At 59.4% G+C, this 25972-nt stretch carries 20 protein-coding genes and 6 pseudogenes; 15 read left to right on the plus strand and 11 right to left on the minus strand.

All coding sequences use genetic code 11. The annotated features are described in order from the left end of the window. Positions 1-21: 21 nt before the first annotated feature. The 8 genes and pseudogenes from GKC70_RS09665 to GKC70_RS09700 all read left to right on the plus strand — a co-directional run bounded on the left by GKC70_RS09665 (position 22) and on the right by GKC70_RS09700 (position 7632). Positions 22-1666 (plus strand): annotated as a pseudogene (locus tag GKC70_RS09665) (AMP-binding protein). 12 nt (positions 1667-1678) lie between these two features. Continuing rightward, positions 1679-2445 (plus strand): annotated as a pseudogene (locus GKC70_RS09670) (SDR family NAD(P)-dependent oxidoreductase). A 12-nt stretch (positions 2446-2457) separates the two neighbouring features. Further along, positions 2458-3651: an acetyl-CoA C-acyltransferase gene (locus GKC70_RS09675; RefSeq protein ID WP_342651175.1), complete on the plus strand. Its 1194-nt coding sequence runs from the start codon at positions 2458-2460 to the stop codon at positions 3649-3651. Positions 3652-3659: 8 nt separating this feature from the next. Beyond that, positions 3660-4786 (plus strand): annotated as a pseudogene (locus GKC70_RS09680) (acyl-CoA dehydrogenase). 13 nt (positions 4787-4799) lie between these two features. After that, positions 4800-5573 carry an enoyl-CoA hydratase gene (locus GKC70_RS09685; protein ID WP_295482913.1) on the plus strand — a complete coding sequence of 258 codons (774 nt, stop codon included), beginning with the start codon at positions 4800-4802 and terminating at the stop codon, positions 5571-5573. A 325-nt stretch (positions 5574-5898) separates the two neighbouring features. Continuing rightward, entirely contained in the window at positions 5899-6303 is a 405-nt protein-coding gene (locus GKC70_RS09690) for a TraR/DksA C4-type zinc finger protein (protein ID WP_029612337.1), read from the plus strand. A gap of 607 nt (positions 6304-6910) precedes the next feature. Beyond that, on the plus strand, positions 6911-7381 hold the full coding sequence (locus GKC70_RS09695) for a hypothetical protein (RefSeq protein WP_039578521.1): 471 nt from the start codon (positions 6911-6913) through the stop codon (positions 7379-7381). Further along, the gene (locus GKC70_RS09700; RefSeq protein ID WP_052192082.1) at positions 7378-7632 is read left to right on the plus strand and encodes a hypothetical protein; all 255 of its coding nucleotides are present in this window, start codon (positions 7378-7380) and stop codon (positions 7630-7632) included. The genes GKC70_RS09695 and GKC70_RS09700 overlap by 4 nt, the downstream gene beginning before the upstream one ends. Here GKC70_RS09700 and GKC70_RS09705 read toward each other — a convergent pair. Both GKC70_RS09705 and GKC70_RS09710 read right to left on the minus strand, forming a co-directional pair. Beyond that, positions 7604-8758: a cysteine desulfurase family protein gene (locus GKC70_RS09705; RefSeq protein ID WP_342651176.1), complete on the minus strand. Its 1155-nt coding sequence runs from the start codon at positions 8756-8758 to the stop codon at positions 7604-7606. The two genes, GKC70_RS09700 and GKC70_RS09705, sit on opposite strands and share 29 nt — an antisense overlap. Positions 8759-8891: 133 nt before the next feature. After that, positions 8892-9836 (minus strand): LysR family transcriptional regulator, encoded by a 945-nt coding sequence (locus GKC70_RS09710; protein WP_342651177.1) that lies wholly within the window; start codon positions 9834-9836, stop codon positions 8892-8894. Between the two features lie 142 nt (positions 9837-9978). Between GKC70_RS09710 and GKC70_RS09715 the strand changes: the two genes are divergently transcribed. Then, entirely contained in the window at positions 9979-11208 is a 1230-nt protein-coding gene (locus GKC70_RS09715; protein WP_295482854.1) for an acyl-CoA dehydrogenase, read from the plus strand. Positions 11209-11243: 35 nt separating this feature from the next. Here the strand turns inward: GKC70_RS09715 and GKC70_RS09720 are convergent, their stop codons facing one another. From GKC70_RS09720 to GKC70_RS09730, 3 genes are all read right to left on the minus strand, one after another. Continuing rightward, entirely contained in the window at positions 11244-12254 is a 1011-nt protein-coding gene (locus GKC70_RS09720; protein ID WP_295482842.1) for a TerC family protein, read from the minus strand. Positions 12255-12413: 159 nt separating this feature from the next. Further along, positions 12414-13430: an ABC transporter substrate-binding protein gene (locus GKC70_RS09725; RefSeq protein WP_342651178.1), complete on the minus strand. Its 1017-nt coding sequence runs from the start codon at positions 13428-13430 to the stop codon at positions 12414-12416. Between the two features lie 97 nt (positions 13431-13527). Further along, complete coding sequence (locus GKC70_RS09730; RefSeq protein ID WP_155290531.1) at positions 13528-13692, minus strand: hypothetical protein; 165 nt, start codon at positions 13690-13692, stop codon at positions 13528-13530. Between the two features lie 458 nt (positions 13693-14150). On the opposite strand from GKC70_RS09730, the pseudogene GKC70_RS09735 reads away from it, so the two are divergent. From GKC70_RS09735 to GKC70_RS09760, 6 genes and pseudogenes are all read left to right on the plus strand, one after another. After that, positions 14151-14358 (plus strand): annotated as a pseudogene (locus GKC70_RS09735) (IS3 family transposase); the annotation flags it as partial. Positions 14359-15090: 732 nt separating this feature from the next. Then, positions 15091-15417: a DUF485 domain-containing protein gene (locus tag GKC70_RS09740; protein ID WP_342651179.1), complete on the plus strand. Its 327-nt coding sequence runs from the start codon at positions 15091-15093 to the stop codon at positions 15415-15417. Then, positions 15414-17039, plus strand: coding sequence for a cation/acetate symporter ActP (actP, locus tag GKC70_RS09745; protein ID WP_342651180.1), 1626 nt, complete (start codon positions 15414-15416; stop codon positions 17037-17039). Before GKC70_RS09740 ends, actP begins: the two co-directional genes overlap by 4 nt. A gap of 170 nt (positions 17040-17209) precedes the next feature. Beyond that, entirely contained in the window at positions 17210-17533 is a 324-nt protein-coding gene (locus GKC70_RS09750) for a transposase (RefSeq protein WP_342651181.1), read from the plus strand. Further along, positions 17530-17865: an IS66 family insertion sequence element accessory protein TnpB gene (tnpB, locus tag GKC70_RS09755; RefSeq protein ID WP_342651182.1), complete on the plus strand. Its 336-nt coding sequence runs from the start codon at positions 17530-17532 to the stop codon at positions 17863-17865. The genes GKC70_RS09750 and tnpB overlap by 4 nt, the downstream gene beginning before the upstream one ends. An 89-nt stretch (positions 17866-17954) precedes the next feature. Then, positions 17955-19461, plus strand: a pseudogene (locus tag GKC70_RS09760) (IS66 family transposase). 92 nt (positions 19462-19553) lie between these two features. Here the strand turns inward: GKC70_RS09760 and thrS are convergent. From thrS to folE2, 6 genes and pseudogenes are all read right to left on the minus strand, one after another. After that, positions 19554-21560 carry a threonine--tRNA ligase gene (gene thrS / locus GKC70_RS09765; protein ID WP_342651494.1) on the minus strand — a complete coding sequence of 669 codons (2007 nt, stop codon included), beginning with the start codon at positions 21558-21560 and terminating at the stop codon, positions 19554-19556. A gap of 115 nt (positions 21561-21675) precedes the next feature. Beyond that, entirely contained in the window at positions 21676-22269 is a 594-nt protein-coding gene (locus GKC70_RS09770; protein ID WP_342651183.1) for a 6-carboxytetrahydropterin synthase, read from the minus strand. Next, a complete protein-coding gene (gene yidD, locus GKC70_RS09775; RefSeq protein ID WP_342651495.1) occupies positions 22263-22496 on the minus strand; it encodes a membrane protein insertion efficiency factor YidD in 234 nt (77 codons plus the stop codon). Before yidD ends, GKC70_RS09770 begins: the two co-directional genes overlap by 7 nt. 17 nt (positions 22497-22513) lie before the next feature. Next, the gene (gene cysS, locus GKC70_RS09780; protein ID WP_342651184.1) at positions 22514-23929 is read right to left on the minus strand and encodes a cysteine--tRNA ligase; all 1416 of its coding nucleotides are present in this window, start codon (positions 23927-23929) and stop codon (positions 22514-22516) included. Beyond that, positions 23926-25104 carry a GTP-binding protein gene (locus GKC70_RS09785; protein WP_342651185.1) on the minus strand — a complete coding sequence of 393 codons (1179 nt, stop codon included), beginning with the start codon at positions 25102-25104 and terminating at the stop codon, positions 23926-23928. Before GKC70_RS09785 ends, cysS begins: the two co-directional genes overlap by 4 nt. Then, positions 25049-25968 (minus strand): annotated as a pseudogene (gene folE2 / locus GKC70_RS09790) (GTP cyclohydrolase FolE2). Before folE2 ends, GKC70_RS09785 begins: the two are co-directional and overlap by 56 nt. Between the last annotated feature and the right edge of the window lie 4 nt (positions 25969-25972).

Consider the following 25972-nt stretch of genomic DNA (forward strand, 5'->3'; position numbering starts at 1 on the left):
AACAACAACAGGAGTCCGACGATGCGTGACCATGCCGAAGCCGTGCGCGCCTTCGACTATGCCCGAACGACCGAGGAGGCCTTGCACGGCACCCTCCAGCGTCTCAATGCCTGTCTCGAATGCTGTGATCGACACGTCGGTGCCGACCGGATCGCGCTGATTTGCGAGGACCGCGACGGCACTACCCGTCGCTACAGTTTCGAACAGTTGCAGGTGCAGTCGCAGCGTTTTGCCACGGTGCTCAAGGATCGCGGGGTCGGCGCCGGCGACCGTGTCGCCGGGCTGATGCCGCGCACGGTCGAGTTGCTGGTGACCATCCTGGCCACCTGGCGCCTGGGGCGGTCTATCAACCGCTGTTCACGGCCTTCGGGCCGAAGGCCATCGAGCACCGCCTGGAGCAGTCTCATGCCCGTGTGGTGGTGACCGATCGGCACAACCGCCCCAAGCTCGACGGACTGTCGTGCGAGCCGGCAATCATCACCGTGGGCGCTGCGGCGGGCGAGCCCGACTTCGCCCAATTGCGCGACGCCGCCGAGCCCCTGCGCGAGGCGGTGATGCGCAGCGGCAATGACCCCTTCCTGCTGATGTTCACCTCCGGTACTACCGGCCCTGCCAAGCCGCTGGAAGTGCCGCTGCGCGCCATCGTGGCGTTTCAGGGCTACATGCGCGAGGCCATCGACCTGCGCCCGGAGGACAACTTCTGGAACCTGGCCGATCCTGGCTGGGCCTATGGACTCTACTACGCGGTCACCGGCCCGCTGGCCCTGGGGCATGCCACCACGTTCTACGATGGTCCATTCAGCGTCGAGAGCTGCGCGCGGGTGATCGACAAGCTGGGCATCAGCAACCTGGCTGGGTCGCCCACGGCTTATCGCCTGCTGATCGCGGCTGGCAGCGCCTTTTCGGCGCCGATCGAAGGGCGTTTGCGCGTGGTCAGCAGTGCTGGCGAGCCACTCAATCCCGAGGTGATCCGCTGGTTCGCCGACGAGCTGGGCGTGACCATCCATGACCACTACGGGCAGACCGAGCTGGGCATGGTGTTGTGCAACCACCACGGTCTGGCCCACCCGGTCCACATGGGTTCGGCCGGCTACGCCGTGCCGGGGCATCGCATCGTGGTGCTGGACGAGGCCTGCAACGAGTTGGCGGCGGGCCAACCCGGCGTGCTGGCGGTGGACCGCGAGCAATCGCCGCTGTGCTGGTTCGACGGCTATCACGGGGGGCCGACCAAAGCCTTCGTCGGCAAGTACTACTTGTCCGGCGACACCGTCGAGCTCAACCCCGACGGCAGCATCAGCTTCGTCGGACGCAACGACGATGTGATCACCACCTCCGGCTATCGCGTCGGGCCGTTCGATGTGGAAAGCGCGCTGATCGAGCACCCGGCGGTGGTCGAGGCCGCCGTGATCGGTAAGCCCGATCCTGAGCGCACCGAACTGATCAAGGCATTCGTGGTGTTGAGCACGGGCCATGGCCCGAGCCCGGAACTCGAGGAAACCCTGCGTCAGCATGTGCGTCAGCGGCTTTACGCCCACGCCTACCCACGCGAAATCGAATTCGTCGCAGAGCTGCCCAAGACCCCAGCGGCAAGCTGCAACGCTTCATCCTGCGCAACCAGGAAATCGTCAAGCAACAGGCTGCGCAGACCCCCGCTGCCAGCGCCTGAAGGAAGCTATCCATGAACCTAAAGAACTCCCATTTCATCGTCACCGGCGCCGCTTCGGGCCTGGGTGCGGCCACCGCGCAATCGCTGGTGGAGGCGGGCGCCCGCGTGATGCTGGTCGATGTCAATGCCCAGGCGGTCGAGGCCAAGGCGCGCGAACTGGGTGACAATGCCCGTTTCGCGGTGGCCGACATCAGCGACGAGCAGGCGGCGCAGGCCGCCGTAGCGGCAGCAGTGAACGCTTTCGGCAGCCTGCAAGGGCTGGTCAACTGCGCCGGTATCGTCGGCGCCGAGAAAGTCCTGGGCAAGGAGGGGCCGCATGCCCTGGCCAGCTTCGCCAAGGTGGTCAGCGTCAACCTCATCGGCAGCTTCAACATGCTGCGCCTGGCCGCTGCGGCCATCAGTGAAAGTCCTGCCGATGAAGGCGGCGAGCGTGGCGTCATCATCAACACGGCGTCCGTGGCCGCCTATGATGGCCAGATCGGCCAGGCAGCCTATGCCGCCTCGAAGGGGCGGTGGCCAGCCTGACCTTGCCCGCAGCGCGCGAGCTGGCGCGCTTCGGCATCCGCGTGATGACCATTGCTCCGGGCATCTTCGAAACACCGATGATGGCCGGCATGACCCAGCCGGTCCGCGACTCGTTGGCCGCTGGCGTGCCATTCCCGCCACGCCTGGGGCGGCCAGATGAGTACGCTGCGCTGGTCCGACACATCATTGAGAACAGCATGCTCAACGGCGAGGTGATTCGCCTCGACGGCGCGCTGCGCATGGCTGCCAGATAAGGAGAACGCTACATGGCCCTCGCCAACGATCCCATCGTCATCGTCAGTGCCGTGCGTACGCCCATGGGCGGGCTGCAGGGCGATCTGAAGAGCCTCACGGCGCCGCAATTGGGCAGTGCCGCGATCCGCGCCGCCGTGGAGCGCGCCGGCCTGCAACCCGACAGTGTCGAGCAGGTGCTGTTCGGCTGCGTGCTGCCCGCCGGGCTCGGCCAGGCACCGGCGCGACAGGCTGCCCTGGGCGCCGGTCTGGACAGGCACACCACCTGCACCACCTTGAACAAGATGTGTGGCTCTGGCATGCAGGCGGCCATTTTGGCCCATGACCTGTTGTCGGCCGGCAGTGCCGAGGTGGTGGTCGCCGGTGGCATGGAAAGCATGAGCAATGCGCCGTATTTGCTAGACAAGGCGCGGGCCGGTTACCGCATGGGGCATGGCCGGATCCTCGACCACATGTTCCTCGATGGTCTGGAGGACGCCTACGACAAGGGCCGTTTGATGGGCACCTTCGCCGAGGACTGCGCCCAGGCCAACGGCTTCGATCGCCAGGCGCAGGATGCCTTCGCCATCGACTCGCTGACTCGTGCACAAGCGGCGATCGACCACGGCCGTTTCGCTGATGAGATCGTTGCGGTGGAGGTGACCGACGGCAAACAGAAACGTCTGGTGGAGCACGACGAGCAGCCGCCCAAGGCGCGTCTGGACAAGATCGCTCAGCTCAAGCCAGCCTTTCGCGACGGCGGTACGGTCACGGCGGCGAACTCCAGTTCCATTTCCGACGGCGCAGCGGCGCTGGTGATGATGCGTCGCAGCGAGGCCGAGAAACGGGGCCTGCGACCGCTGGCAGTGATCCATGGGCATGCGGCGTTTGCCGACAGTCCGGCGCTGTTTCCCACCGCGCCGATCGGGGCCATCGAGCGGCTGGTCGAACGCACCGGCTGGCGCCTGGCCGAGGTGGACCTGTTCGAGATCAACGAAGCCTTTGCCGTGGTGACGCTCGCGGCCATGAAGCATCTGGACCTGCCCCGCGACAAGGTCAATATCCATGGCGGCGCCTGTGCCCTGGGTCACCCCATCGGCGCGTCGGGCGCGCGCATTCTGGTGACCCTGCTCTGGGCGTTGCGCCAGAACAACCTGCGCCGCGGCATCGCGGCCATCTGCATCGGCGGCGGCGAAGCCACGGCGATGGCGGTCGAATGCCTGTACTGAGGTGAACCATGCTGGTAACTGACGAGCAACAACAGATCGCCGACGCGGTGAAGGACTTCGCTCAGGAGCGGCTCAAGCCGTTCGCTGAACAATGGGACAAGGCGCATCGCTTCCCGCGCGAGGCCATCGAGGAAATGGCCGGGCTGGGTCTGTTCGGCATGCTGGTGCCGGAGCAGTGGGGGGAAGCGACACCGGTTATGTCGCTTATGCCCTGGCGCTGGAGGAGATCGCCGCCGGCGACGGCGCCTGTTCGACCATCATGAGCGTGCACAACTCGGTGGGATGCGTACCAATCCTGCGCTTCGGCACCGAAGAACAGAAGGCGCAATTCCTTGTCCCGCTGGCCAGCGGCAGCATGCTTGGGGCTTTCGCCCTGACCGAGCCGCAGGCGGGCTCCGACGCCAGCAGCCTGAAAACCCGTGCCCGCCGCGACGGCGATCATTATGTATTGAGCGGCAGTAAGCAGTTCATCACCTCAGGCCAGAACGCCGGGGTGGTGATCGTGTTCGCCGTCACCGACCCCGAGGCCGGCAAGCGCGGTATCAGCGCCTTCATCGTGCCTACTGACGCGCCGGGTTATCAGGTGGCGCGGGTCGAGGACAAGCTCGGCCAGCACGCCTCGGACACCTGTCAGATCGTTTTCGATAATGTGAAGGTGCCAGTGGCCAATCGCCTTGGCGAGGAGGGCGAGGGCTATCGCATCGCGTTGGCCAACCTGGAGGGCGGACGCATTGGCATCGCCGCACAGGCCGTAGGCATGGCCCGTGCCGCGTTCGAGGTCGCCCGTGACTATGCACGCGAACGGCACAGTTTTGGTAAGCCGCTGCTCGAACACCAGGCCGTGGCTTTCCGTCTGGCCGACATGGCCACGCGCATCGCCGTGGCCCGGCAGATGGTGCTGCATGCCGCCGCCTTGCGCGATGCCGGGCGCCCCGCATTGGTCGAGGCGTCGATGGCCAAGCTGTTCGCTTCGGAAATGGCTGAGAAGGTCTGCTCCGACGCCTTGCAGACGCTCGGTGGATATGGCTATCTGAAGGACTTCCCGCTGGAGCGTATCTACCGCGACGTGCGGGTGTGCCAGATCTACGAAGGCACCAGTGACATTCAGCGCATGGTCATTGCGCGCAACCTTTGAAGGAGCAGCTTGCATGGCATTCGAAACAATCCTGCTGGACATCCACGGCAAAGTCGGGCTGATCACGCTCAATCGTCCCCAGGCGCTCAATGCCCTGAACGCGCAGATCGTCGCCGAGGTCAACCAGGCCCTGGACCAGCTCGAGCACGATCCGAACATCGGCTGTGTGGTGATCACCGGCTCGGCCAAGGCGTTCGCTGCCGGCGCCGACATCAAGGAGATGGCCGAGCTGAGCTACCCGCAGATCTACGTCGACGACCTGTTCAGCGATGCCGACCGCATTGCCAACCGACGCAAGCCGATCATCGCGGCAGTCTCTGGCTTCGCCCTGGGCGGCGGTTGCGAGTTGGCCATGATGTGCGACTTCATCCTGGCAGCGGACAATGCCAAGTTCGGTCAGCCGGAAGTCAACCTGGGTGTACTGCCCGGCATGGGCGGTACCCAGCGTCTGACCCGCGCGGTGGGCAAGGCCAAGGCCATGGAGCTGTGCCTGACCGGTCGCCTGATGGGCGCCGAGGAGGCCGAACGGGCAGGGCTGGTGGCACGCGTTGTGCCCCAGGCTGAGCTGTTGGAAGAAGCGCTCAAGGTCGCCGCAAGCATCGCTAGCAAGTCGATTCCGATGAGCATGATGGTCAAGGAAAGCGTCAACCGCGCCTTCGAGGTCACCTTGAGCGAGGGCGTGCGCTTCGAGCGTCGGGTGTTCCACGCGGCCTTTGCCACCGAAGACCAGAAGGAGGGCATGGCCGCGTTCATCGCCAAGCGCGAGGCGCAGTTCAAGGACCGCTGAACACATTGGGCGCGTGGCGGGCGACGGCGATGCGCCCGCCCGCGTCGCATCGCCGACTGGTCGGGGCTGTCGAGTTGCTGCATAGTACGCCCGTGGCCAGCGCGCCTTGCCCTGTCCGGCAGTGGCCGATCGACAGCCCGGCCGGCGGAATCCTTGCCGTTTCAGGCAAATTCCCCACGCTGGCTGTTGCCCCCCGGGGCTTGGCACCTTAGACTGCCGCCCCCTGCAAAAGAGTGCCGGTTGGCGCTTGAAGAATTCCGTCATCGGCGTGCCATCGCCGGTGGTACCCGAATCGCCCAAATGCACATTTTTCATAGAGAATTCGATGACCAAGGAACAGTTGCTGGCCATGTCGGCCGATGACTACATGAATGCCGATCAGCTCGCGTACTTCACCGCGATGTTGCAAGCGATGAAAGTCGAGACCCACGAGCGTATCGAGCTGAGCCGCGCGACCATCGAAAGCCTGGATACGCCATCCGATCCCGCCGATGTCGCCTCGGTCGAGGAAGAGCGTCACTGGTTGGTCAATGCCATCGAGCGCGATCAGCGCCTGCTGCCGCAGTTGGAGATGGCCCTGGGTCGCATCGCCGACGAAAGCTTCGGTTGGTGCGATGACAGTGGCGAGCCGATTGGTCTGCAGCGCCTGTTGATCAGTCCAACCACCAAGTATTGCATCGAAGCCCAGGAACGTCACGAGCAGTTGGATCGCCACCAGCGGCAGATCTGATCGAGGCGTTCAGCAACAAGGCCCTGCAGCTTACGCGCAGGGCCTTTTGCATTTTCAGCCGTTTGCCATCGCGCGCGGTGCAGGCTTCACGCTGCACAGTCGTCCAACAGACGTGCCAGTGCACAGGCTTCCAGGTGGCTGCGGCGGAAACCTTTGACCCTGCCGGTGGTGCGGTCTGTGACGTGAAAGAATTGTATTCCGGCCGGGACAACGACGAACCGCAGGGTATTCGTCAGTTGCTGCATGTAAGAAATACTCGAGACCTCTCGACGGATTTCGGTGTTTTCGTGCATATTCCTTCCCCTGTAAATGCGCGGATACGTTGCAGGGCCCGATCTGCCGAGGGCCTGACGCTATCTATTGCATCTTTTCCAGCGGCGTTGTTGTCAGACGGTGCTGGTTCCCCTGTGGGACTGGCATGAAGCGTTTTCTGGGGAGTCTGCTGGCGATTCAGGGTAAAGAATCCTGCTCTTCGTATCGCCTAGCTTCACAGACGTCGGGCACATCATGTCACTAACCTTTCAGACTTCACGTTGAAATGGCCTCCGCGTCATGCCTGCACGGCCGTGTATGGCGGCGGGTAACATTAGGTTCGAGGATCACTTCATTGGCAGTCAGTACACTGGATACCCACGCCCTGTTCGCCTTGGGCGACTTGCGCGGCAAGCTGGTCAAACTCTTTCAGAACCGCTTCGTCTATGTCACCGAGCAAAATCCTGACGGCCTGTACATGGCTGAGATCGACACCGACAGCGCGTTGGTGGTGGACGACAAGCAGCACTTGGAACTCAAGGTGGGCGACCACTTCCGGGCTGCGGTATTGCCCAGTCGCGAAGGCGGTAAGCTCGAACTGCGCTTTCGCGAAATCAAGTTCAATGTCTATGGCGTAGGCGACTATGCCTTCGTCTCGGTTGCCGAAGGCGAAGGGATCGTCTTTCGCGACGGCCACAGCGTGATGCTGGTGTTCGCCGCGCATCAGCCAATCACCGAGGGCCTCGGCAAGTTGCTCAAGGCTGTGACCGGCAAGGTCGCCAAGTGGCGCAAGGGTGAGCTGACCACGTTCAAGGCCAGCGAATGAGCGAAGCGCGATCCCGGCCCTTGGATCGTGCTGCGTTTCATCAGCGGCATCAGGCCGAGGCCGTGCGAGAGGCGCAGCGGATGCTGGCCTGTCGAGCGGCGATGCAGGGTGCGTGGTTCGACTGGGTGGCGGCTCAGCTCTATCAGATGGACTCGCCGCCTTTCGTGGCCATGGTTCGGCGTGAGTTGCAGCGTCTGGTCCAGTCTGCGCACGATCAGGCAGTTACCACAGTGCGCTCGCTCCAGCCATGATGACGCGGCGGAACACCTCGACCGCTTTGTCCACGTCCGTCTCGCTGCTGTAGCGCCCGAGGCTGATGCGTACGCTGCTGCGCGCCTGCTGCTCGCCCATGCCCAGCGCCAGCAGCACGTGCGAAGCTGCATTGCTGGCCGAGTTGCAGGCCGAAGTCGATGAGATCGCCAGTTCCGAGGCCAGCGCCTCGACGTTGAAACCCTTGGCCTGAATACACAGGTTCAGCGTGTGCGCAATACGCTGCTCGGCGCAGCCGTTGAGACCCACGCCCGGCAGGCCCAGCAGCCCATTGCGCAAGCGCTGTGACAATGCCTGGATGCGACGTTGTTCGTCCTCGGCCAGTAGCCCCGCCAGGGCGAATGCGCTGCCCATGCCAACGATCTGGTGGGTGGCCAAGGTGCCAGAGCGCATTCCACCTTCGTGACCGCCGCCGTGCATCTGCGCGTGCAGCAGCGGGCGCGCACGCTCGCCGACGTAGAGGGCGCCAATGCCTTTGGGGCCGTAGACCTTGTGCGCGGACACCGACATCAGATCAACGGCCTGGCGCTCGACGTCTAGCACGACCTTGCCCACCGCCTGCGCGGCGTCGACGTGCAGCAGCGCCCCGTGCGCTCTTACGTAGTGGCCGATGCGGGCGAAATCGGTGACAGTGCCCAGTTCGTTGTTCACCGCCATCAGTGACACGAGCCGGGTGTCGGGGCGCAGCGCCGCGCGTACGGCCTCAGGTTGAATCAGCCCACGGTCATCCGGTGCCAGGCGTGTGACGGTCCAACCTTGGCGCTCAAGGTAGGCGGCTGTGTCGAGTACCGCCTTGTGCTCCAACTGACTGGTGACGAGGTGTCCTGGCTTATCCATACCATGACAGATGCCCTTGAGTGCAAGGTTGTTGGACTCGGTTGCCCCGGAGGTCCATACGATCGAGTCGGGTACCGCGCCGAGTTGCCTGGCGACTTGTTCTCGCGCCTGCTCGACCAGTTTGCGGGCGGCTTGCCCATAGGCGTGGCCGCGTGAAGCAGGGTTGCCGAAGTGCGTATGGCGGCTCATGCAGGCCAGCATACTTTCCAGGACCTGATCATCGATCGGGGTAGTGGCGGCATAGTCGAAATAGAGTGGGCTGACAGGCATAGTGAATCCGAGGCGGTTACTAGGGTACCCGCCATGTTAGGCCCTGACCTAAAAACGATCTTTCATATTTTCTATGTTTTCCGTTTTCAAATAGAAATATTTCCTAAATATATGGATTTACATAGAAATAAATCTAATCGTTATTTCCGGGCTGGCCTGCTGAAAGCGCTCGTTCATCCTGCGCCACCACGTGCTGACACAACTCGATGATTTGTTCGCGCATCCAGCGGTTGGCGGGATCCTGATCTGTGCTCTCGTGCCAGTACAGGTGCGTTTCCAGCGGCGGAATCTCGACGGGCAAAGACAGGTAGCGTAATTGGTGCCGTCGGGCGAAACGTTCCGGTACGGTCATGACCATATCGGTTTGCTGCAGTACTTGGGACGCCATCAGGTAGTGCTGCGAGCGCAGGGCCACTTTGCGTTGCACCCCCATCTTGCCCAATGCCAGGTCGACGTAACCCAAGCCATTGCGGCGGCTTGAAATGTGGATGTGGGTCATGCCTAGATAGTGCTCAAGGGTCAATGTGCTACCCGACTGGGGATGGCCCTGGCGCATGGCGCAGACGTAGCGGTCCTCCATCAACTTGACGTGACGCACTTGTGGGTCGGTGTTCAGCGGTGCATCCACGGCGAAATCCAGGCGTCCTGCTGCCAGTTCCTTGGTGGTTTCCCGGCGTTTACCCAGGAAGCTTTCGATCACCACGGCGGGGGCCACGCGGCGCAAGCGCTGAAAGAGCAGGGGCAGGATCACGGCCTCGGTCAGGTCGGTCATGCTGATGCGAAAGGTCTTGTTCGCCTGCTGCGGATTGAAGATACGGCTTTCCTGCACCGACGTGCGCAGCAGCGCCAGGGCATTGCGCACCGGGCCGATGATGTTCTGCGCCATGGGGGTGGGCACCATGCCTTGGGCGGTGCGCACGAACAGCGGATCGTTGAAGGTTTCACGCAAGCGTGACAGGGCGTTGGACACGGCTGGCTGGGTGATGCCGACGATCTGCCCGGCGCGCGTCAGGTTGGCCTCGGTGTAGATGGCGTCGAAGACGATGAACAGGTTGAGATCGACCTTGCTGAGGTTCATGGTGCGCCGCTCTTGATTGATGTTATCGCGGGATCATATATCGGTTATGAATGTTAATATACAGAGAAAATAGACTGGATGGATTGATGCCTGCTGCTCTAGTCTGCAGTCCAGTCATTCCATTGCGCACAGGAACCTCTCTATGGATTTCGCCTATACGCCCAAGGTCCAGGCGCTGCGCGAGCGCGTCATCGCGTTCATGGACACCCATGTCTACCCCGCTGAGGCGGAGTTCGAGCGTCAGGTGGCCGAGGGCGACCGCTGGCAACCCACTGCGATCATGGAAACGCTGAAGGCCGAGGCCAAAGCGCAAGGGTTGTGGAACCTGTTCCTGCCGGAATCGCATTACGGCGCAGGCCTGACCAATCTGGAATACGCCCCCCTGGCCGAGATCATGGGGCGCTCGCTGCTGGGGCCGGAGCCGTTCAACTGTTCGGCACCCGATACCGGCAACATGGAAGTCCTGGTGCGCTATGGCACTGCGGCCCAGCAGCAGCGCTGGCTGGAGCCGTTGCTGCGTGGCGAGATCCGCTCGGCCTTCGCCATGACCGAGCCTGACGTGGCTTCCTCGGACGCCACCAACATGGCGGCCACCGCTGTGCGCGAGGGTGATCAGTGGTTGATCAATGGGCGCAAGTGGTGGACGTCCGGCGCGTGTGATCCGCGCTGCAAGGTGATGATCTTCATGGGTCTGTCCAATCCGGACGGCCCGCGGCATCAGCAACACTCGATGGTTCTGGTGCCCACCGATGCGCCAGGCGTGAAGATCGTCAGGCCGCTGCCGGTGTTCGGCTATGACGATGCACCGCACGGCCACGCCGAGGTGTTGTTCGACAACGTGCGCGTCCCTTATGAAAACGTCATCCTCGGTGAGGGCCGAGGCTTCGAGATTGCTCAGGGGCGTCTGGGGCCTGGGCGTATACACCACTGCATGCGCTCGCTGGGCATGGCCGAGCGAGCGTTGGAGCTGATGTGCAAACGTGCGGTGGCGCGTACGGCGTTCGGTAAGCCGCTGGCACGCCTGGGCGGCAATATCGACAAGATCGCCGATTCACGCATGGAGATCGACATGGCGCGGCTTCTGACCCTCAAGGCCGCCTACATGATGGACACAGTGGGTAACAAGGTCGCGCGCAGCGAGATCGCCCAGATCAAGGTGGTGGCGCCGAACGTGGCGTTGCGCGTGATTGATCGCGCCATACAGATCCATGGCGGCGCGGGGGTCAGTGGTGACTTCCCGCTGGCCTACATGTACGCCATGCAGCGTACCCTGCGCCTGGCCGATGGGCCGGATGAAGTGCATCGGGCTGCCATCGGCAAGTACGAGGTTGGCAAATACGTGCCCAGAGAGATGCTGCGCAGCAGCCAGTGAACAGGTCTCCAGTGCGCATCGAGGCCCGTCCGGATTCACGAGGGCTTGCCGTTGTCGGCGGCTCCGTCGCCTCGATCATGCCGGGTCTTGAACAGTGACAGGAGTACCCCGCCCAGCAGCAGCCCGAGCGTGACCCCCAGCGAGAGCAGCGCGGGCACTTCACCGATCAGGCCATGGTAGAAAATCTTGCAGCCGATGAAGATCAGCACCAATGCCAAGGCATATTTGAGGTAGATGAAGCGGTGCATAAGCGCTGACAGGGCGAAATACAACGAGCGCAGGCCGAGGATGGCGAAGATGTTCGAGGTGTAGACGATGAATGGGTCCTGGGTGATGGCGAAAATCGCCGGTACGCTGTCTACCGCGAACACCAGGTCGGCCAGTTCGATCAGGACCAAGGCCATGAACAGCGGTGTCGCATAGCGCAGCGCTTTGCTCTGGCCCGGGGGCGTCAGGCGGACGAAGAAACGCTTGCCGTGTAACTGGTCGGTCACCCGCAAATGCTTGCGTACGAAGCGCAGGATGGGATTGTTGGCCAGGTCAGGCTCGCTGTCTTCCTTGGACAAGGCCATCTTGATCCCTGTGAACAGCAGAAATGCGCCGAACAGATAGAGCACCCAGGCAAAGTTCTGGACCAGCGCTGCGCCCACCCCGATCATGATCGCCCTGAGCACGACCACCCCGATGATGCCCCAAAACAGCACTCGGTGCTGGTAGCGCCGGGGAATGGCGAAAAAGCTGAAGATCATCGCCATGACGAACACATTGTCCATCGACAGCGATTGCTCGACGAGAAAGCCGGTATAGAACTCCAGCGCCGACTGTGCGCCCAGCTCGAACCACACCCATGCACCGAACAGCACGCCCACGCTGAAGTAGCCTGAGTACAGCAGCAGGCTTTCGCGCATCTCGATTTCACGTTCCTGCCGATGCAGTACGCCCAGGTCCAGCACCAGCAGGGCAATGACGATGGTGATGAACACCAGCCACAACCAGGTGCTGGTGCCGAGCAGGGGAGAAGTGAGGAATGTCTGCAGAGCTGTCATGAGCCCCTCCTTGATTGTCGACGTTGCATGGCAACAGTGATTCCGACATGGCGGTTTGCACCGTCAGAGGGGCCCGGCATCACATGGGCTCAAGCGTAGTCCAGGCGCTGCCGGCTCCAAGGAGTAGGGTGTTACATTTCTTTGCATGCCTACACGCCGCTACAGGGCTGCTGCGACCTTGTCCGCGACTGGCGATGGCATCCAGGCGTGCCATATTTCGGGGTGCTGGCGCAAAAACGCTTCAGCCGCCTTGCGTGGGTCCTGGCGCTTCTCGCTCATTTTGGCCAACGCCTGGTTGAGGATGTCGATGGGCAAGTCCACCTGCTCGAACAGTGCGACCAAATCCGGGTACTGGTTCTTGAAGGCTTTCGATACGCCGATCGACAGTTTGGTAGGGAGCGAAGCACTGCCTTGAGGATGTGGGTTGCTCGGATCGGTCAATGTGGCCCACGCCTTGGGATCAAAGGGAGGCTCTTCGAGGCGCACCAGATCGTAGCGGCCCATCAGCGGGGTGGGGCTCCAGTAATAGAACAGCACGGGGCGCCCGCGACGAATGGCCGAGTTGATTTCTGCGTCCAGCGCCGCGCCCGAGCCTGTGCGGAAGTTGACGTAGAGGTCGTCGAGCTTGTACGCCTTGAGTTTTTGACTGTTGACGATTTCCGAAGTCCAGCCGCTGGGGCTGTTGAGAAAACGTCCTTGCTTGGGCGCCTCCGGGTCCTTGAACACCTGTGCGTAGCGCTGTAGGTCGGCTACGGTTTTCAAATCCGGCGCCGCCGCTTCGATGGAGCGGGCCGGATCGCCCTTGATCACGTAAGCCGGGACATACCAGCCTTCGACGGCATTCTTGACCGTATCACCCAGCGCGAACACTTCGCCTTTTTTCTCGGCCTCGACCCAGGCCGGACTGCGCCCAGCCCACTCTTCGGCAATCACCTGAAGGTCGTTGCGCGCCAGCGCCACTTCCATGCTCACGGTGCTGCCGGGCAGCGTGTCGGTTGGGTAGCCGTAGCCCTTCTCGACGATCAGGCGCAGGATCTCGGTAGTCAATGCGCCACTTTCCCAGCCAATGGCGCCAAACTGGATGGGTGCGTTTGGCTCGCCAGCGGCCACGGCATCGGTGCTGACCAGGCCCAACGCGAGCAGCAGCCCGGTGAGCAGGGCGTGGAGTCGTTTCATGAGCGTCTCTTGGGTTGCGGTGGATGACAGGGGTCAGTGTAGACGAGCCTCCGGGCAGCCCGGCGACGCGCGCTTGCTCAGTGATGGCAGGTAGGGCTCAACCCTTGAACAGTGCGCTCAAGACCATCCATTCGATAACAGCGACCATCAGGCAGGTGGCGACGAATCCGCGGGTGAAGACGCGGCGGGGACGTTCCAGTGTCGGCCAATCCGTCTGCACGAGTAGCACCTGGATCAGCACGGCAAGCAGTTTCATGGTCATCGACTCAGTATCATGGGCGGGCGAGGGCCGATCGTAGCGAACGTGCTGAGTAAATGCACCGGAACTGATGGCTGAAGGCTATTAATGTAGGCGGCGTGAGGGCTGTCGAGCCCAAAAGAAAACCCGCCATGTTGGCGGGTCAGAAGAACGTATCGAAGCAGGCTGACTATGCCTCTCGGAATGTCGGCATTTTGTGAAAGCTGCGTCCAAAGGCCGTTGAATCGCCCTTGGTTTCCCAGGCACCTCCTATTTGGGCCTCGTATTGAGGCCCGAATAGGAGGTGCTGCGCCGTCAGCGTTTCCCCGAAGCATTCAAAATCGAAGCGGTCACGTAAGTGACCGAGAAAAGGCAAGCCTGTCGCTGGTGTGGCTCAGCGCCTGGGCATATCCGTACACGGCCTCCACGCAGGGATCAAGGTCTACAGCAAGCCCCAAGAGCGGCGTGCGCAAGCTGCGAGGGACTGCCATAACCAAGTGGCGGCCGAACGCCTTTTCCAGCTTTCGAAGCGGGGGCGAATCTGTCGGAAGATCTACGGAGCGCGTGACGAAGCCCGAACATATTTTCGCTTATATCGAGATGTTCTATGCGCGTACGCGTCGACACAGCGGTGTTACGCCGCCGTCGCCAGTCGCGCATGAGAAACGCTATTTTCTGGGGCCGGAGAGTGGCTGGAAACCATGGGCGATTCAATTAGGGGGGGCGGAAAAACCGAACTGGGAAACTGCAAAATAATACTTATGAAGCCTATGAGAAGTTGTTTCTTTGTGGAAATATAAAACTGGAAGCACAGCTACTGACAAGGACGTATGGGATAGCCGGTAGTTGTGCTTCCCATCCGCTACCAGCGTGGCGCGTGGACGTTGACGGTGGTAGAGATGCGAAAATATATGTCACTGACAGCAAATTTTCTGATAGTGCATGTCTCAGGTGGCTCTGCTGACTAACCTCAACAGAGAGTGCTGGCAGAATTATATGTCACCTCTCCCGATTCGCGAAAAGGATTAGTGGACATCAAGACTGCTACGCCTGAGCTTGCCCGTACCACTATTCAAAAGGTGATCGGGAACCTCAGCAATCGTTCTTCAGCCTATCCACGTGCGCAAGGTGCCACGTACGAACGCAATTGGATCGCCTTGCTGAGAAATTCTGCGTTCGTCACCCGCCCTCAACGTGGAGTGCTTATAGCTGAGATTGTGGGTGATGCGGCAATGCCGGGCACCTAGACGCCGCCATACCGGCTCAATTAGCCAGTGACCACAGCTGCGAAACGGCCGAGCGCTAAAGCTCGCCTGAGGTCCCGATGCGGTAGCAGCCATGCCTTCGAACTTGTAACGGCTCGCTAGCTGACTCCACGCTTCTCAACAACCACTGAAACAAGCCTGCCCCACGGAGAGTGCGATGGCTGAAACGACTCATGACGTCAAACCAAGTCCTACAACAGTGGCGCCCTGCATCGCAAAGGTCAACCTTATCCGCCGCCGGCGTCAGTTGTGTGGTCAGCTCACCTTACTCATGTTGGGCGCCTACTTCGGATTCATCCTCATCCTGGTCTTGAAACCTACGGCATTAGCCACTGCGCTGCCGGGAGCCACGGTTACCTGGGGTTTTGTGGCCGGATTTGGTCTGTTCGGACTGACATTCTTCATCGTCGCGGTGTACGTAAGCTGGGCGAATCGTGTGTTCGACCCGTTGGTTGCGCAAGCGCGCGAAGGAGGGCGGCCATGAAAGCGCTAGGGGCATTGATTTTACTGGCAGCAACCACCCCAACTTTCGCGGCTACTCATGTGAGTGGTGGCAGCAACGGCATCGCCATCTGCATGTTTCTGCTGTTTGTGAGTGCGACCTTAGGGATCACCCGCTGGGCTGCGCGACGGAACAATACCATTGCTGACCATTACACTGCGGGCGGACGTATAAGTGCGTTGCAGAATGGATGGGCCATAGCGGGCGATTATATGTCTGCCGCGGCTTTGCTAGGAATTTCCGCGTTAGTTTTCAGTAGCGGCTATGACGGAATGATTTACTCGATCGGATTTTTGGCCAGTTGGCCGATCATCCTATTACTCATCGCTGAACCACTCCGTAATCTGGGGCGTTTCACTTTGGCCGATGTAGTGTCGTATCGCCTAAGGCAACGGCCGGTACGAGCGTTCGCGGCATCCAGCTCGATCATCATTGTGTTGTTGTATCTGGTATCGCAGATGGTGGCTGCTGGCAAGCTGGTCGAATTGCTGTTCGGATTCGACTATAAGTCCGCGGTGGTGCTGATTGGCTGTCTGATGGTCATCCACGTATACTTCGGCGGTATGCTTGCCACCACTTGGATTCAGATCGTCAAGGCGATATTAATGCTGGCCGGGTGTGCATTCATGGCATTGATGGTGTTGCGTCAGTTTGATTTCAGCTTTGATAGTCTGCTTCGTGAAGCCGTAGCGGTACATCCTAATCACAGCGGTATTCTCAGCCCTGGCGGTTTGGTAACTGACCTTGTATCGGCTGTGTCACTCGGCATGGCGTTGATTTTTGGTACGGCAGGGCTGCCGCATATTCTTATGCGCTTCTTTACTGTGATCGACGTGCAGGCGGCGCGAAAGAGTATTCTGCACGCTACTGGGGTCATTGGCATAGGGTACGCGCTGATCATAGTCATTGGTTTCGGAACCATCGTCCTGGTATCTGGAGATCCGGCATACCATAGCGCCGATGGTGTTTTAGTTGGCGGGACAAACATGGTTGCAGTCCACTTGGCACATGCAGTCGGTGGTGATCTATTCCTCGGTTTCATCTGCGCTGTCGTTTTCTCGACCATACTCGCGGTGGTGGCGGGTTTAGCGCTGGCGGGCTCATCAGCTGTCTCTCACGACTTGTACGCAAAGGTGCTACGCCGCGGCGGTGCGAGCGAACGCGAAGAGTTGATAGTTTCTCGGTTCACTACCCTGAGCTTAGGAGTGCTGTCCATCTTTCTTGGCATTGCTTTTGAGCAACAGAACATCGCGTTCATTGTCAGTCTTACGTTCTCGATTGCCGCTAGCTCTAACTTTCCTGTGCTCTTGCTCTCCATTTATTGGAAAGATCTGACAACCCGCGGCGCAGTGATCGGCGGGTCGCTGGGCTTGCTTTGTGCCGTGGTTCTAACTGTGCTAAGTCCAACTGTCTGGGTGAACGTACTTGGGCATAAGCAAGCGGTTTATCCTTACGAGTATCCAGCCCTTTTCTCTATGCTGACTGCATTCATTGGGATTGTTCTGTTTTCGCTCATGGACCGCTCAGAGCAGGCGATGCAAGAGCGCAAAGATTATGAAAAGCAGTTGATCCAAAGCGAACTGGGCGCCGCTCCGCGGCTGTGAATACAGACCCTGTCGCGTGAGCTTCATGCGGCAGATATTCCGATGCAAATATTACGCGCGTGCGAAAGAGGTAAGCGGCCAGCGAACACACCTTCAGAATCCCAGCATTAAGGGCGGTGGTGTCCACCTAAAAATACGTGGACACCATCGCCCTTACCGCAAGAATCACCATGCGCCAGCGCACCTCTTATCCAAAACCGTTCAAAGCCCAAGTTGTTCAGGAATGCCTGCAACCTGACGTGTCGATCGCCAGCATCGCCTTGCGCCATGGCATCAATGTTGACCTGGTGCGCAAATGGATACCGCTCTATCGCGATCGTCAACCTGACGCGCTCCCGGCATTCTTGCCACTGACGATGAAGTCTGAATCTGAGCCTTTGGAAGCAACGTTGGCGCGTATTGAAATTCCATTCAAACAGCAAACACTCACGGTGACTTGGCCCACTGTCGACCCCGACGGCTGTGCGCGCTTCATTCGTAGCCTCGTCAAATGATCCGCATCGATATGATCTGGCTCGCCACCGAGCCCACGGACATGCGTGCCGGCACCGAAACGGCGTTGGCCTGTGTTGTCGCGGTCTTCGGTGCGGCGAAGCCGCACTGCGCTTATCTCTTCGCCAACCGCCGCGCCAACCGGATGAAAGTGCTGGTGCATGATGGCGTTGGCGTTTGGCTCGCAGCACGTCGACTCAACCAAGGTAAATTCCAATGGCCGGTCATTCGTCACGGCGCTCAAGTGGAACTGGACAGCGAGCAAGTTCAGGCGCTCATCGTAGGGTCACCTTGGCAACGCATGGGTGCCAACAGCACCATCACACGGCTTTAATACTGACTATTGGCCTAACCACCAATCGCCGCCAGTGTGTTGCTCTGGCATTATTGGCGGCATGACTTCTTTACTCTGACCTCGACAAACTGACCCCAGCAGAGCTGCGTGCGCTGCTTGAACAGACGCTGACATTGCAGTCTCAAGTCGAGTCGATGAGTCGCAAGCTCTAGAACGACAAGATCATCATCGAGCAATTCACGCACGAGATCGCCGTTCTCAAACGCCATAAGTACGCCAAGCGCAGCGAACAAATCAGCCCAGAGCAAGGCCGCTTGCTCGATGACTTGCTCAACATCGACCTTGAGGCTATCGAGGCGGAGTTGAATGCACTTCACCCCGATCCCGCCCCGAAAGAGCCAGGCCAAAAACCGAAGCGCGCACCACTGCCTCCACAGCTTCCATGTACAGTTATCCACCATGAGCCCGACAACACCCAATGCGCGTGTGGCTGCCAGCTTCAGCGCATCGGTGAAGCTGTCAGCGAAAAGCTCGACTACACGCCGGGTATATTCACGGTTGAGCAGCATGTACGCGGAAAGTGGGTGTGCCGAGGTTGTGAAACCCTGACCCAGGCGTCGGTTCCAGCACACGTCATCGATAAAGGTATCCCTACCGCAGGACTGCTGGCCCATGTGATGGTGGCCAAGTTCGCGGACCATCTGCCGTTATACCGACAGGAAAAGATCTTTGGCCGTGCTGGCTTGGCAACTCCACGCTCGACGCTGGCACGCTGGGTTGGGGAAACCGGCGTGCAGCTTCAACCGCTTGTTGATGCCCTGCGTGAAGCGGTGCTGGCTCAACCGGTCTCCACGCCAATGAAACACCGGTACAGATGTTGGCACCGGGTGAAAAGAAAACCCATCGGAGTTATGTGTGGGCCTACAGCACCACGGCTTACGCAGAATTGAAGTCCGTGGTCTACGACTTCAGCCCAAGCCCTGCCGGCGAGCATGCACGTAACTTCCTCAGCGACTGTCGCGGCAAGTTGGTGTGCGATGACTTTGCCGGCTACAAGGCCAGTTTCGACCAGGGCATCGTAGAGATTGGCTGCATGGCCCACGCACGACGCAAGTTCTACGATTTGCATACGGCGAATAAGAGCTAGTTGGCCGGCAGGCCCTTCTGACGATTGGTGCGCTCTACGAGGTCGAACGACAGGCCTAGGATCTGAGCGAAGAAGATCGCCGACGAATACGTCAGAGCGACGCGGTTCCCATCGCTGAAAAGCTGCATGACTGGATGCTGACCCAGCGCGAGCTGGTGCCCGAAGGCTCGGCCATCGCCAAGGCTCTCGATTACAGCTTGAAACGCTGGGTAGCGCTGACGCGCTACCTGGAAGACGGCGCCTTACCCATCGATAACAACCAGGTCGAGAACCAGATACGACCGTGGGCGCTTGGTCGTGCCAATTGATTGCTTGCTGGGTCACAGCGTAGCGGCAAGCGTGCAGCGGCGATCATGAGCTTGATCCAGTCGGCGCGCATGAATGGGCATGATCCGTATGCCTATCTCAAGGACGTGCTGAAGCGACTGCCCACTCAACGGGCGAGCGAGATTGAGGCCTTGTTGCCGTACCAGTGGACGCCTGCTTAACGATCGCAAGGTGGGTTCGCTGGCCGCTTACGAAGCAATGTAGACTCAAGCGCTTGCGCTGGGCGCGCGTGGTTGAGCGCGCCCAGTTCAAGTCAAGCTGGTTGCTTGGCCTTAGTGGCTTCCAAACGCTCGTAAACTTTCTTAAGTGCCTCCCGGCGCTGCTGTGCATCTGGGGCCTCCACCTTCGAAAGAAGCCAATCTGCGGCTGCATTTAGCTCCATCACGCCCAGATTCTCGCCGTCTCGACTGCGAATAGCGATGGTGCCTTCTTCCTGCTCCTTCGTCCCGGCCACTAGGAGGAACGGGGCACGTTGAATTGTCTGCGCCCGAACCTTGTAGCCAATTTTCTCGTTTCGGGTATCGGTCTCAACTCGTAGACCTCTGCAGCGCAGCAATGAGGCGATGTCTCGAACATAGTCTGCATGCTGTTGCGAAATAGAGCAGACGACCGCCTGGATAGGTGAAAGCCAAGCTGGAAGCTTGCCGGAGTGATGTTCAAGCATGATCCCGGTGAAACGCTCCAGAGAGCCGAATAGTGCGCGGTGCAGCATGACAGGGCGCTTGCGAAGGCCATCTTCGTCGACGTACTCGATGCCGAACCGTTCAGGTAGGTTCATGTCGACTTGAAGCGTGCCGCATTGCCAGTCCCGGCCAATCGCGTCGCGTAGAACAAACTCAAGTTTGGGTCCGTAGAATGCACCTTCACCTGGACTGACCTGATAATCGAGGTTCATTTTTTCGAGGGAGTGGATAAGCGCCCCTTCTAGTTGATCCCAGGTTGCGTCACTGCCGATTCGGTTGGTGGGGCGAGTAGACAGCTTGATTCGCACATCCTCGAAGCCAAACTGGCGATAGATGTCCAGTACTAGGTCCACGACGGATCGGCACTCTTCGTTCATCTGTTCGGGGGTGCAGAAAATGTGCGCGTCGTCTTGGGTGAAGTGACGTACCCGAAGTAACCCATGGAGAGAGCCGGAGGGCTCATACCGATGCACCTTACCGAATTCGCTCATGCGAATTGGCAAGTCGCGATAGCTCTTGAGACCGTGTCGATAGAGGAGGGTGCCGCCGGGGCAATTCATTGGCTTGAGAGCTAGGGCGCGACCATCCTCGGTTTCGGTCGTGAACATGTGATCACGATAGTTATGCCAGTGCCCGGACGTTTCCCACAGGCTGCGATCCATGACGTCTGGCGTGTTCACTTCGACATAGCCCGCGTCATTCTGTCGGCGTCGCATGTAGGCTATGAGAGACTGAAACACCGTCCATCCCCGCGGGTGCCAGAAAACTGATCCTGGTGCGTCATCCTCGAAATGGAAAAGGTCGAGTTCTCTTCCGATCTTGCGATGGTCACGCTTCTCGGCTTCCTCAAGTCGAATGAGATGGGCTGACAGCTGCTTCGCATCGGCCCAAGCCGTTCCGTAGATGCGCTGTAGCTGCTCGTTCTTTGCATCACCGCGCCAATAAGCGCCCGCTAGCTTGGTCAGCTTGAATGCCTTCAAGAAGCGAGTATTGGGCACGTGAGGGCCGCGGCACATGTCCACGTATTCTTCGTGGAAGTAGAGCCCTATCTCCTGGGTATCTGGCATGTCCTCGATCAGCCGAAGTTTGTAGTCTTCGTGTCGTGCCTTGAAGATCTGGATGGCCTCATCGCGCGGCGTCATGCGCTTGACGACATCGTACTCTTTGGCGATCAGCTCGCGCATGCGAGCTTCGATGGCTTCGAGGTCTGCCGGGGTGAATGGCCGTTCAAACGCTACATCGTAGTAAAAGCCCTCATTGATCACCGGGCCAATCACCATCTTTGCGGTCGGGTAGAGTTGTTTGAGTGCATGGCCAACCAGGTGGGCGCATGAGTGACGGATGATGTCCAAGCCTTCATCATCTTTAGGGGTGATTACCTGCAATTTAGCATCGCGGTCAATCATCTCGCAGGCGTCCACCAAGCGGCCATCAACCCTTCCTGCCACCGTGCTACGTGCCAAACCGGCGCCGATGGATGCTGCTACGTCGTGGACAGTGACGGGGTTGTCGTAGGTACGAATTGATCCATCTGGCAGCGTGATGGAAACAGGGGAGGGGTGTGCGTTATCTGATATCGTCACGGGCTTCTCGATCTTGAAATACTGTGGGCCGTCCGCTAGCGGACGCCCTGGTCATGAATGAGGTGGGCTGCAAGTTCTAAGCTGTGAGTCCGGCTACTCGTGCAGGGCATCAGCTATACAAACCTTCCAGCTCGGCCTGGATCATGCAGGGCTTCGACTTCAGACGTTCGTACAGCTTTGGGTCAGTCCACTGGGCAGTGATCGCGGGAGAGAACTCAATGAGGTCGAGATCAATCAAGCCCATACGGGGGTTCACAACATCCTCGCGGAAGCACTGCGCATACCCTGTTTCGGTTTCGTGCACGATCACAGAGTGAAGCTGAACACCGGATTCACCGTTCTTCATTTCGGTGTTCTCCAAGGCCGTTTCCACCAAGCGGAAGATCAATCTGGAGAACTGCTCAGCACTCGGTGACACGGGGATGAGTACCCATCGCTCTGAATGCCTGCGGATGGACGCAATGTAGTCAGGATCATCCTTGGACCAGATCGCGACGGCGTGATCGAAAGCGTCGATCAATTCACCAACGTCCCCTTTAAGCAGCCCAAAGTCGTACACCATCTGCCCGTGATCCAGGGCGTCAGCGTGCAAGAGCAGCTCCACTTTGTAGGAGTGCCCATGAATCGAGTGAGAGCAGCGGCGGGTGCTGCAGCCTCGCACGATGTGCGCGTTTTCGAATTTGAATAGCTTACGGATCAGCATGTACCACCTTTTTCTTTGCTGCTTTTCGACGGTACAGGGTCAAATCCGCCGGGATGCAGTGGGTGGCAACGCAAAAGCCGACCTAGCGTCAACCAGCTGCCCATCAGCGCGCCATGAATTTGCAGCGCCTCTATCGAGTATTGCGAGCATGAAGGGTGAAATCGGCATCGACGACCTAAGACTGGACTGATGAACAGTTGGTAGCCACGCACCAATGAAATCAAGATCGCGTGCGGTCCTCGCTTCACATCACGCTCCTTGCTACCGGGCTCAGCTTGGAGCCTTCAGGGCTGTCCTCGATGCTGAAGCCAGCCTCTAACAACTCGTCACGCAGGGCGTCGGCTCTTGCGAAGTCGCGCGCATTACGTGCTTTGTTTCTTTCCTCCAGCAATGACTCAAGATGCTGTCGATGACTCAGCGGTTGGTCCAAAGGCACTACTGGCGGGTTCAAAGCAGCGAGGGCGGTGTGAGGCTCTTGCTGGAGCAGGCCGAGCATTCCAGCCGATCTGAGCAACCGTGCTTTATTTAGCGACCGCAGTTGAACTGTCTCCGCCTGATCGAGCTCCGACCTGATTACATGCAGCCGGGCCAGTGCCTCGGTCACGCTCAAGTCATTCTTTAACGAATTCAGCACGTAGTCGTCCGGCGCCACATCGGCAGAAGCGGCCAGCGAACTGACCTTCGACAGTGAGGTATAGAACCGAATCAGGGTTTGGACAGCAGACTGCAGGCGCTGCGTATTCCAGTCCATCGGACGGCGGTAATGGGTAGACAGCAATGCGAACCGAATCGCTTCTCCAGGTGCCTGAGCAAGCAGATCTCGGACTAGCAATACGTTGCCCAGTGATTTGGACATCTTCTGCCCATCGACGGTAACGAAGCTGTTGTGCACCCACGTGCGGCAGTAGAGTGCGTCGTTCGCACAAGAGCCCTGAGCAATCTCATTCTCGTGGTGAGGGAAAATAAGGTCTTGGCCTCCGCCATGAATGTCGATGGTATGGCCCAGGTGTCGACCGATCATGGCAGAGCACTCTACATGCCATCCTGGTCTACCTCGTCCCCAAGGGCTGTTCCAGCCGGGCATTTCAGAGGTCGAGGGTTTCCAGAGAACGAAGTCCAAAGGACTGCGCTTATAGGGTGCTACCTCGACCCTTGCCCCCGCCAACATGCCCTGGGGTGAGCGTCCTGATAGCTGGCCGTACGCGGGGTACGAAGGAACATGGAAGAGCACATGCTCTTGCTCGACGTAGGCATGGCCGCGATCAACCAGTCGTTTGATCAGCGCGATGATCTCTGGAATATGGTCGGTAACACGTGGTTCCAGGTCGGGTGAGGCGACTCCCAGGGCTGCCATGTCTTCATGGTAGGCATCGATGAAGCGGCTTGTGATGTCTGCTATGGGAGAGTTTGACGCGATTGCGGCCGCATTGATCTTGTCGTCCACGTCCGTGAAATTCCGTGCGTAGACGACCTCGTTAAACTCGTGGCGCAGGACTCTGGCAAGGATGTCGAAGACAACAGCGGGTCTGGCATTGCCGATGTGCGCATAGTTGTAGACGGTAGGGCCACATACATACATGGTCACGCGATCAGGCTGCTCTGTGCGCAACGCCTCTTTCTGGCGGGTGAGGGTGTTGTAAAGGTGGATGCTCGACTTCATACGCTGATGCCTTCTATATGTCCTGTCTTTTCTCTAAAGGCTCTGAACGTCGCCTCAATCATCTCTGGTGTCACATCTTGGGTGATGAAGACCAAGCGGGAACGCCGATCGTCAGTCGGCCAGCCAGGAAGTGGTGTGGGCGGATGGAAGATGTGTTGCACGCCATGAAGTCCGATTGGCGTGTCTCGTCTCTTAGCGTTGAGGATGCCTTTGACCCGTAGGATGTTGTTCCCCAGCAAGGTCGTTAACACCTCGAGCCAGCATTCCAAAGCAAGTTCACTGATGGGATTGTCAATGGTGAAGCAAAACGCACGAATTCGGTCGCTGTGGCGGTTTACATCCCGTTGAGGTGCTCGCAAGCCTGCAGAGAACAGCCCTTGATTCATACCGTTCTTAGACTGAGGTGCGACTCGGAACTTTGGAGCAGCGCTGGCCTTGTATGCGTGCTCGTCCAACCAGCCTTCAACATCGGGCGACTTACCCTCGTGAGTGAACAGGCCCAAACCAAGAATCTTCTCAGCCTGCAGGTCGCCGTTCTGGATTTCCCATCGAGGTGCTACTGGATTGATGTCGGCGAGCCGCTCAAGCAGATTGGCCCTGTGTTCTGGACCCCCGAGGTCACCTTTGGTGAGCAGCAGCACGTCAGCCATGGCTGCTGGCTTGATCGCCTTCTGATGACCATCAAGCGTTCCCATTCCAGTGGCCAGGTCGACTGTCGCGATTACACCCTCGAGCCGATACTTTGGCGTAATTTGAGCATGCGTCATGAGCGTGTGGATGATCGGTGCAGGATCGGCCAAGCCGGTCGTTTCGATCAGTACACGGTCAAACTGGCGGTTCCCCTTCCGCGAGAAACGCCATGTGATGTCTCGCAACGTCTGTACAAGGTCTCCGCGGATGGTGCAGCAGACGCAGCCGCTGCCCATCTCCATAACGATGTTCTCATTACTGTGACTGTGGGCAACCAGAAGATGGTCGAGAGCCATCTCACCAAATTCGTTGATGATGATCAGCGTGTTGGCAAATGCCGGCTGCCTCACCAATTGGTTTAGCAATGTCGTTTTGCCGCTGCCTAGGAATCCAGTCAGCAGGGTGACGGGGATCAACGAACGTTGCGCTTCACTTCCCATGATCAGCCTCATGCCGGTGAGGAGCAGACCACGCAGCAGCGTCATGAGGATGCAGGCTTTCCAGGTGCCTGACGTGGACTTTTGGGGCTCGGTAGTTCGAAAGGGCTGCACGAATTCGCCGTGCGGCATCTTCTACGAACATGAGATTCTGTCCATTCAGCGCTGCGAAGACTTGTTCGTCGGCTCGTTTCACCGCGGTCTGCACTGGCGTACCCAGCGCGTTCTCTACCGAGTTGATCAACGAAAGGAGGCCCAGGTTGGCAGCTTCTTGATCAATTAATACAGAGACACGCGCCTCGCTCCGCTGGCTATGTGGAGTTGCTATGGATGCGTTTGCACGCAGCCATTGCGCCACGATCGCGGGTTCAACTGCGGATTGATTTGTGAACGCTTTCAGGAAGCTTTCTTCCACTAACTGGCGCGACAATGCCGCTGAACAGGGGCACGTTGAGGAGTAGCCAATCGTGGCTTCAACGTTCAAGGAAAAAGTGCCCTCTACCAAGGATGCATTCACGTTCACTGGGTACGATTTCCAGCCAGACAAACCCTCGGTGACTAGTGCCGGTCTGCGCACGAGGAGATCAAAGTCCAGCTGAAGACGAGCGCTTCGGCTGTCACAATCGAGATGGCTGTCGATCATGCTGCTGAGCAACTCGCGAACATGCGTTGGTGAGATGTGACAATCCTCTCCCCATCTGTCCAGCAGGCGATAGAGCCGGGACATGTGGATCCCCTTGACTTGGGGGCAGGTAAATCGACTTGTACGTCCGCTCTGGCATGAAGCTCGCGGTGATAGCCCGCTTCGTCAATCGTCACCGGTATGTCAATACCTTGCATGCCAACCCATTCCAGGGGGCCAAGGGTCGGGGCAAGGTCGGTGACGGAAACGTCGGGTAGGTGTACGCTCATTTAG

This window comes from Pseudomonas sp. REB1044, assembly GCF_038813925.1.
Taxonomy (GTDB): Bacteria; Pseudomonadota; Gammaproteobacteria; order Pseudomonadales; family Pseudomonadaceae; genus Aquipseudomonas; species Aquipseudomonas boreofloridensis.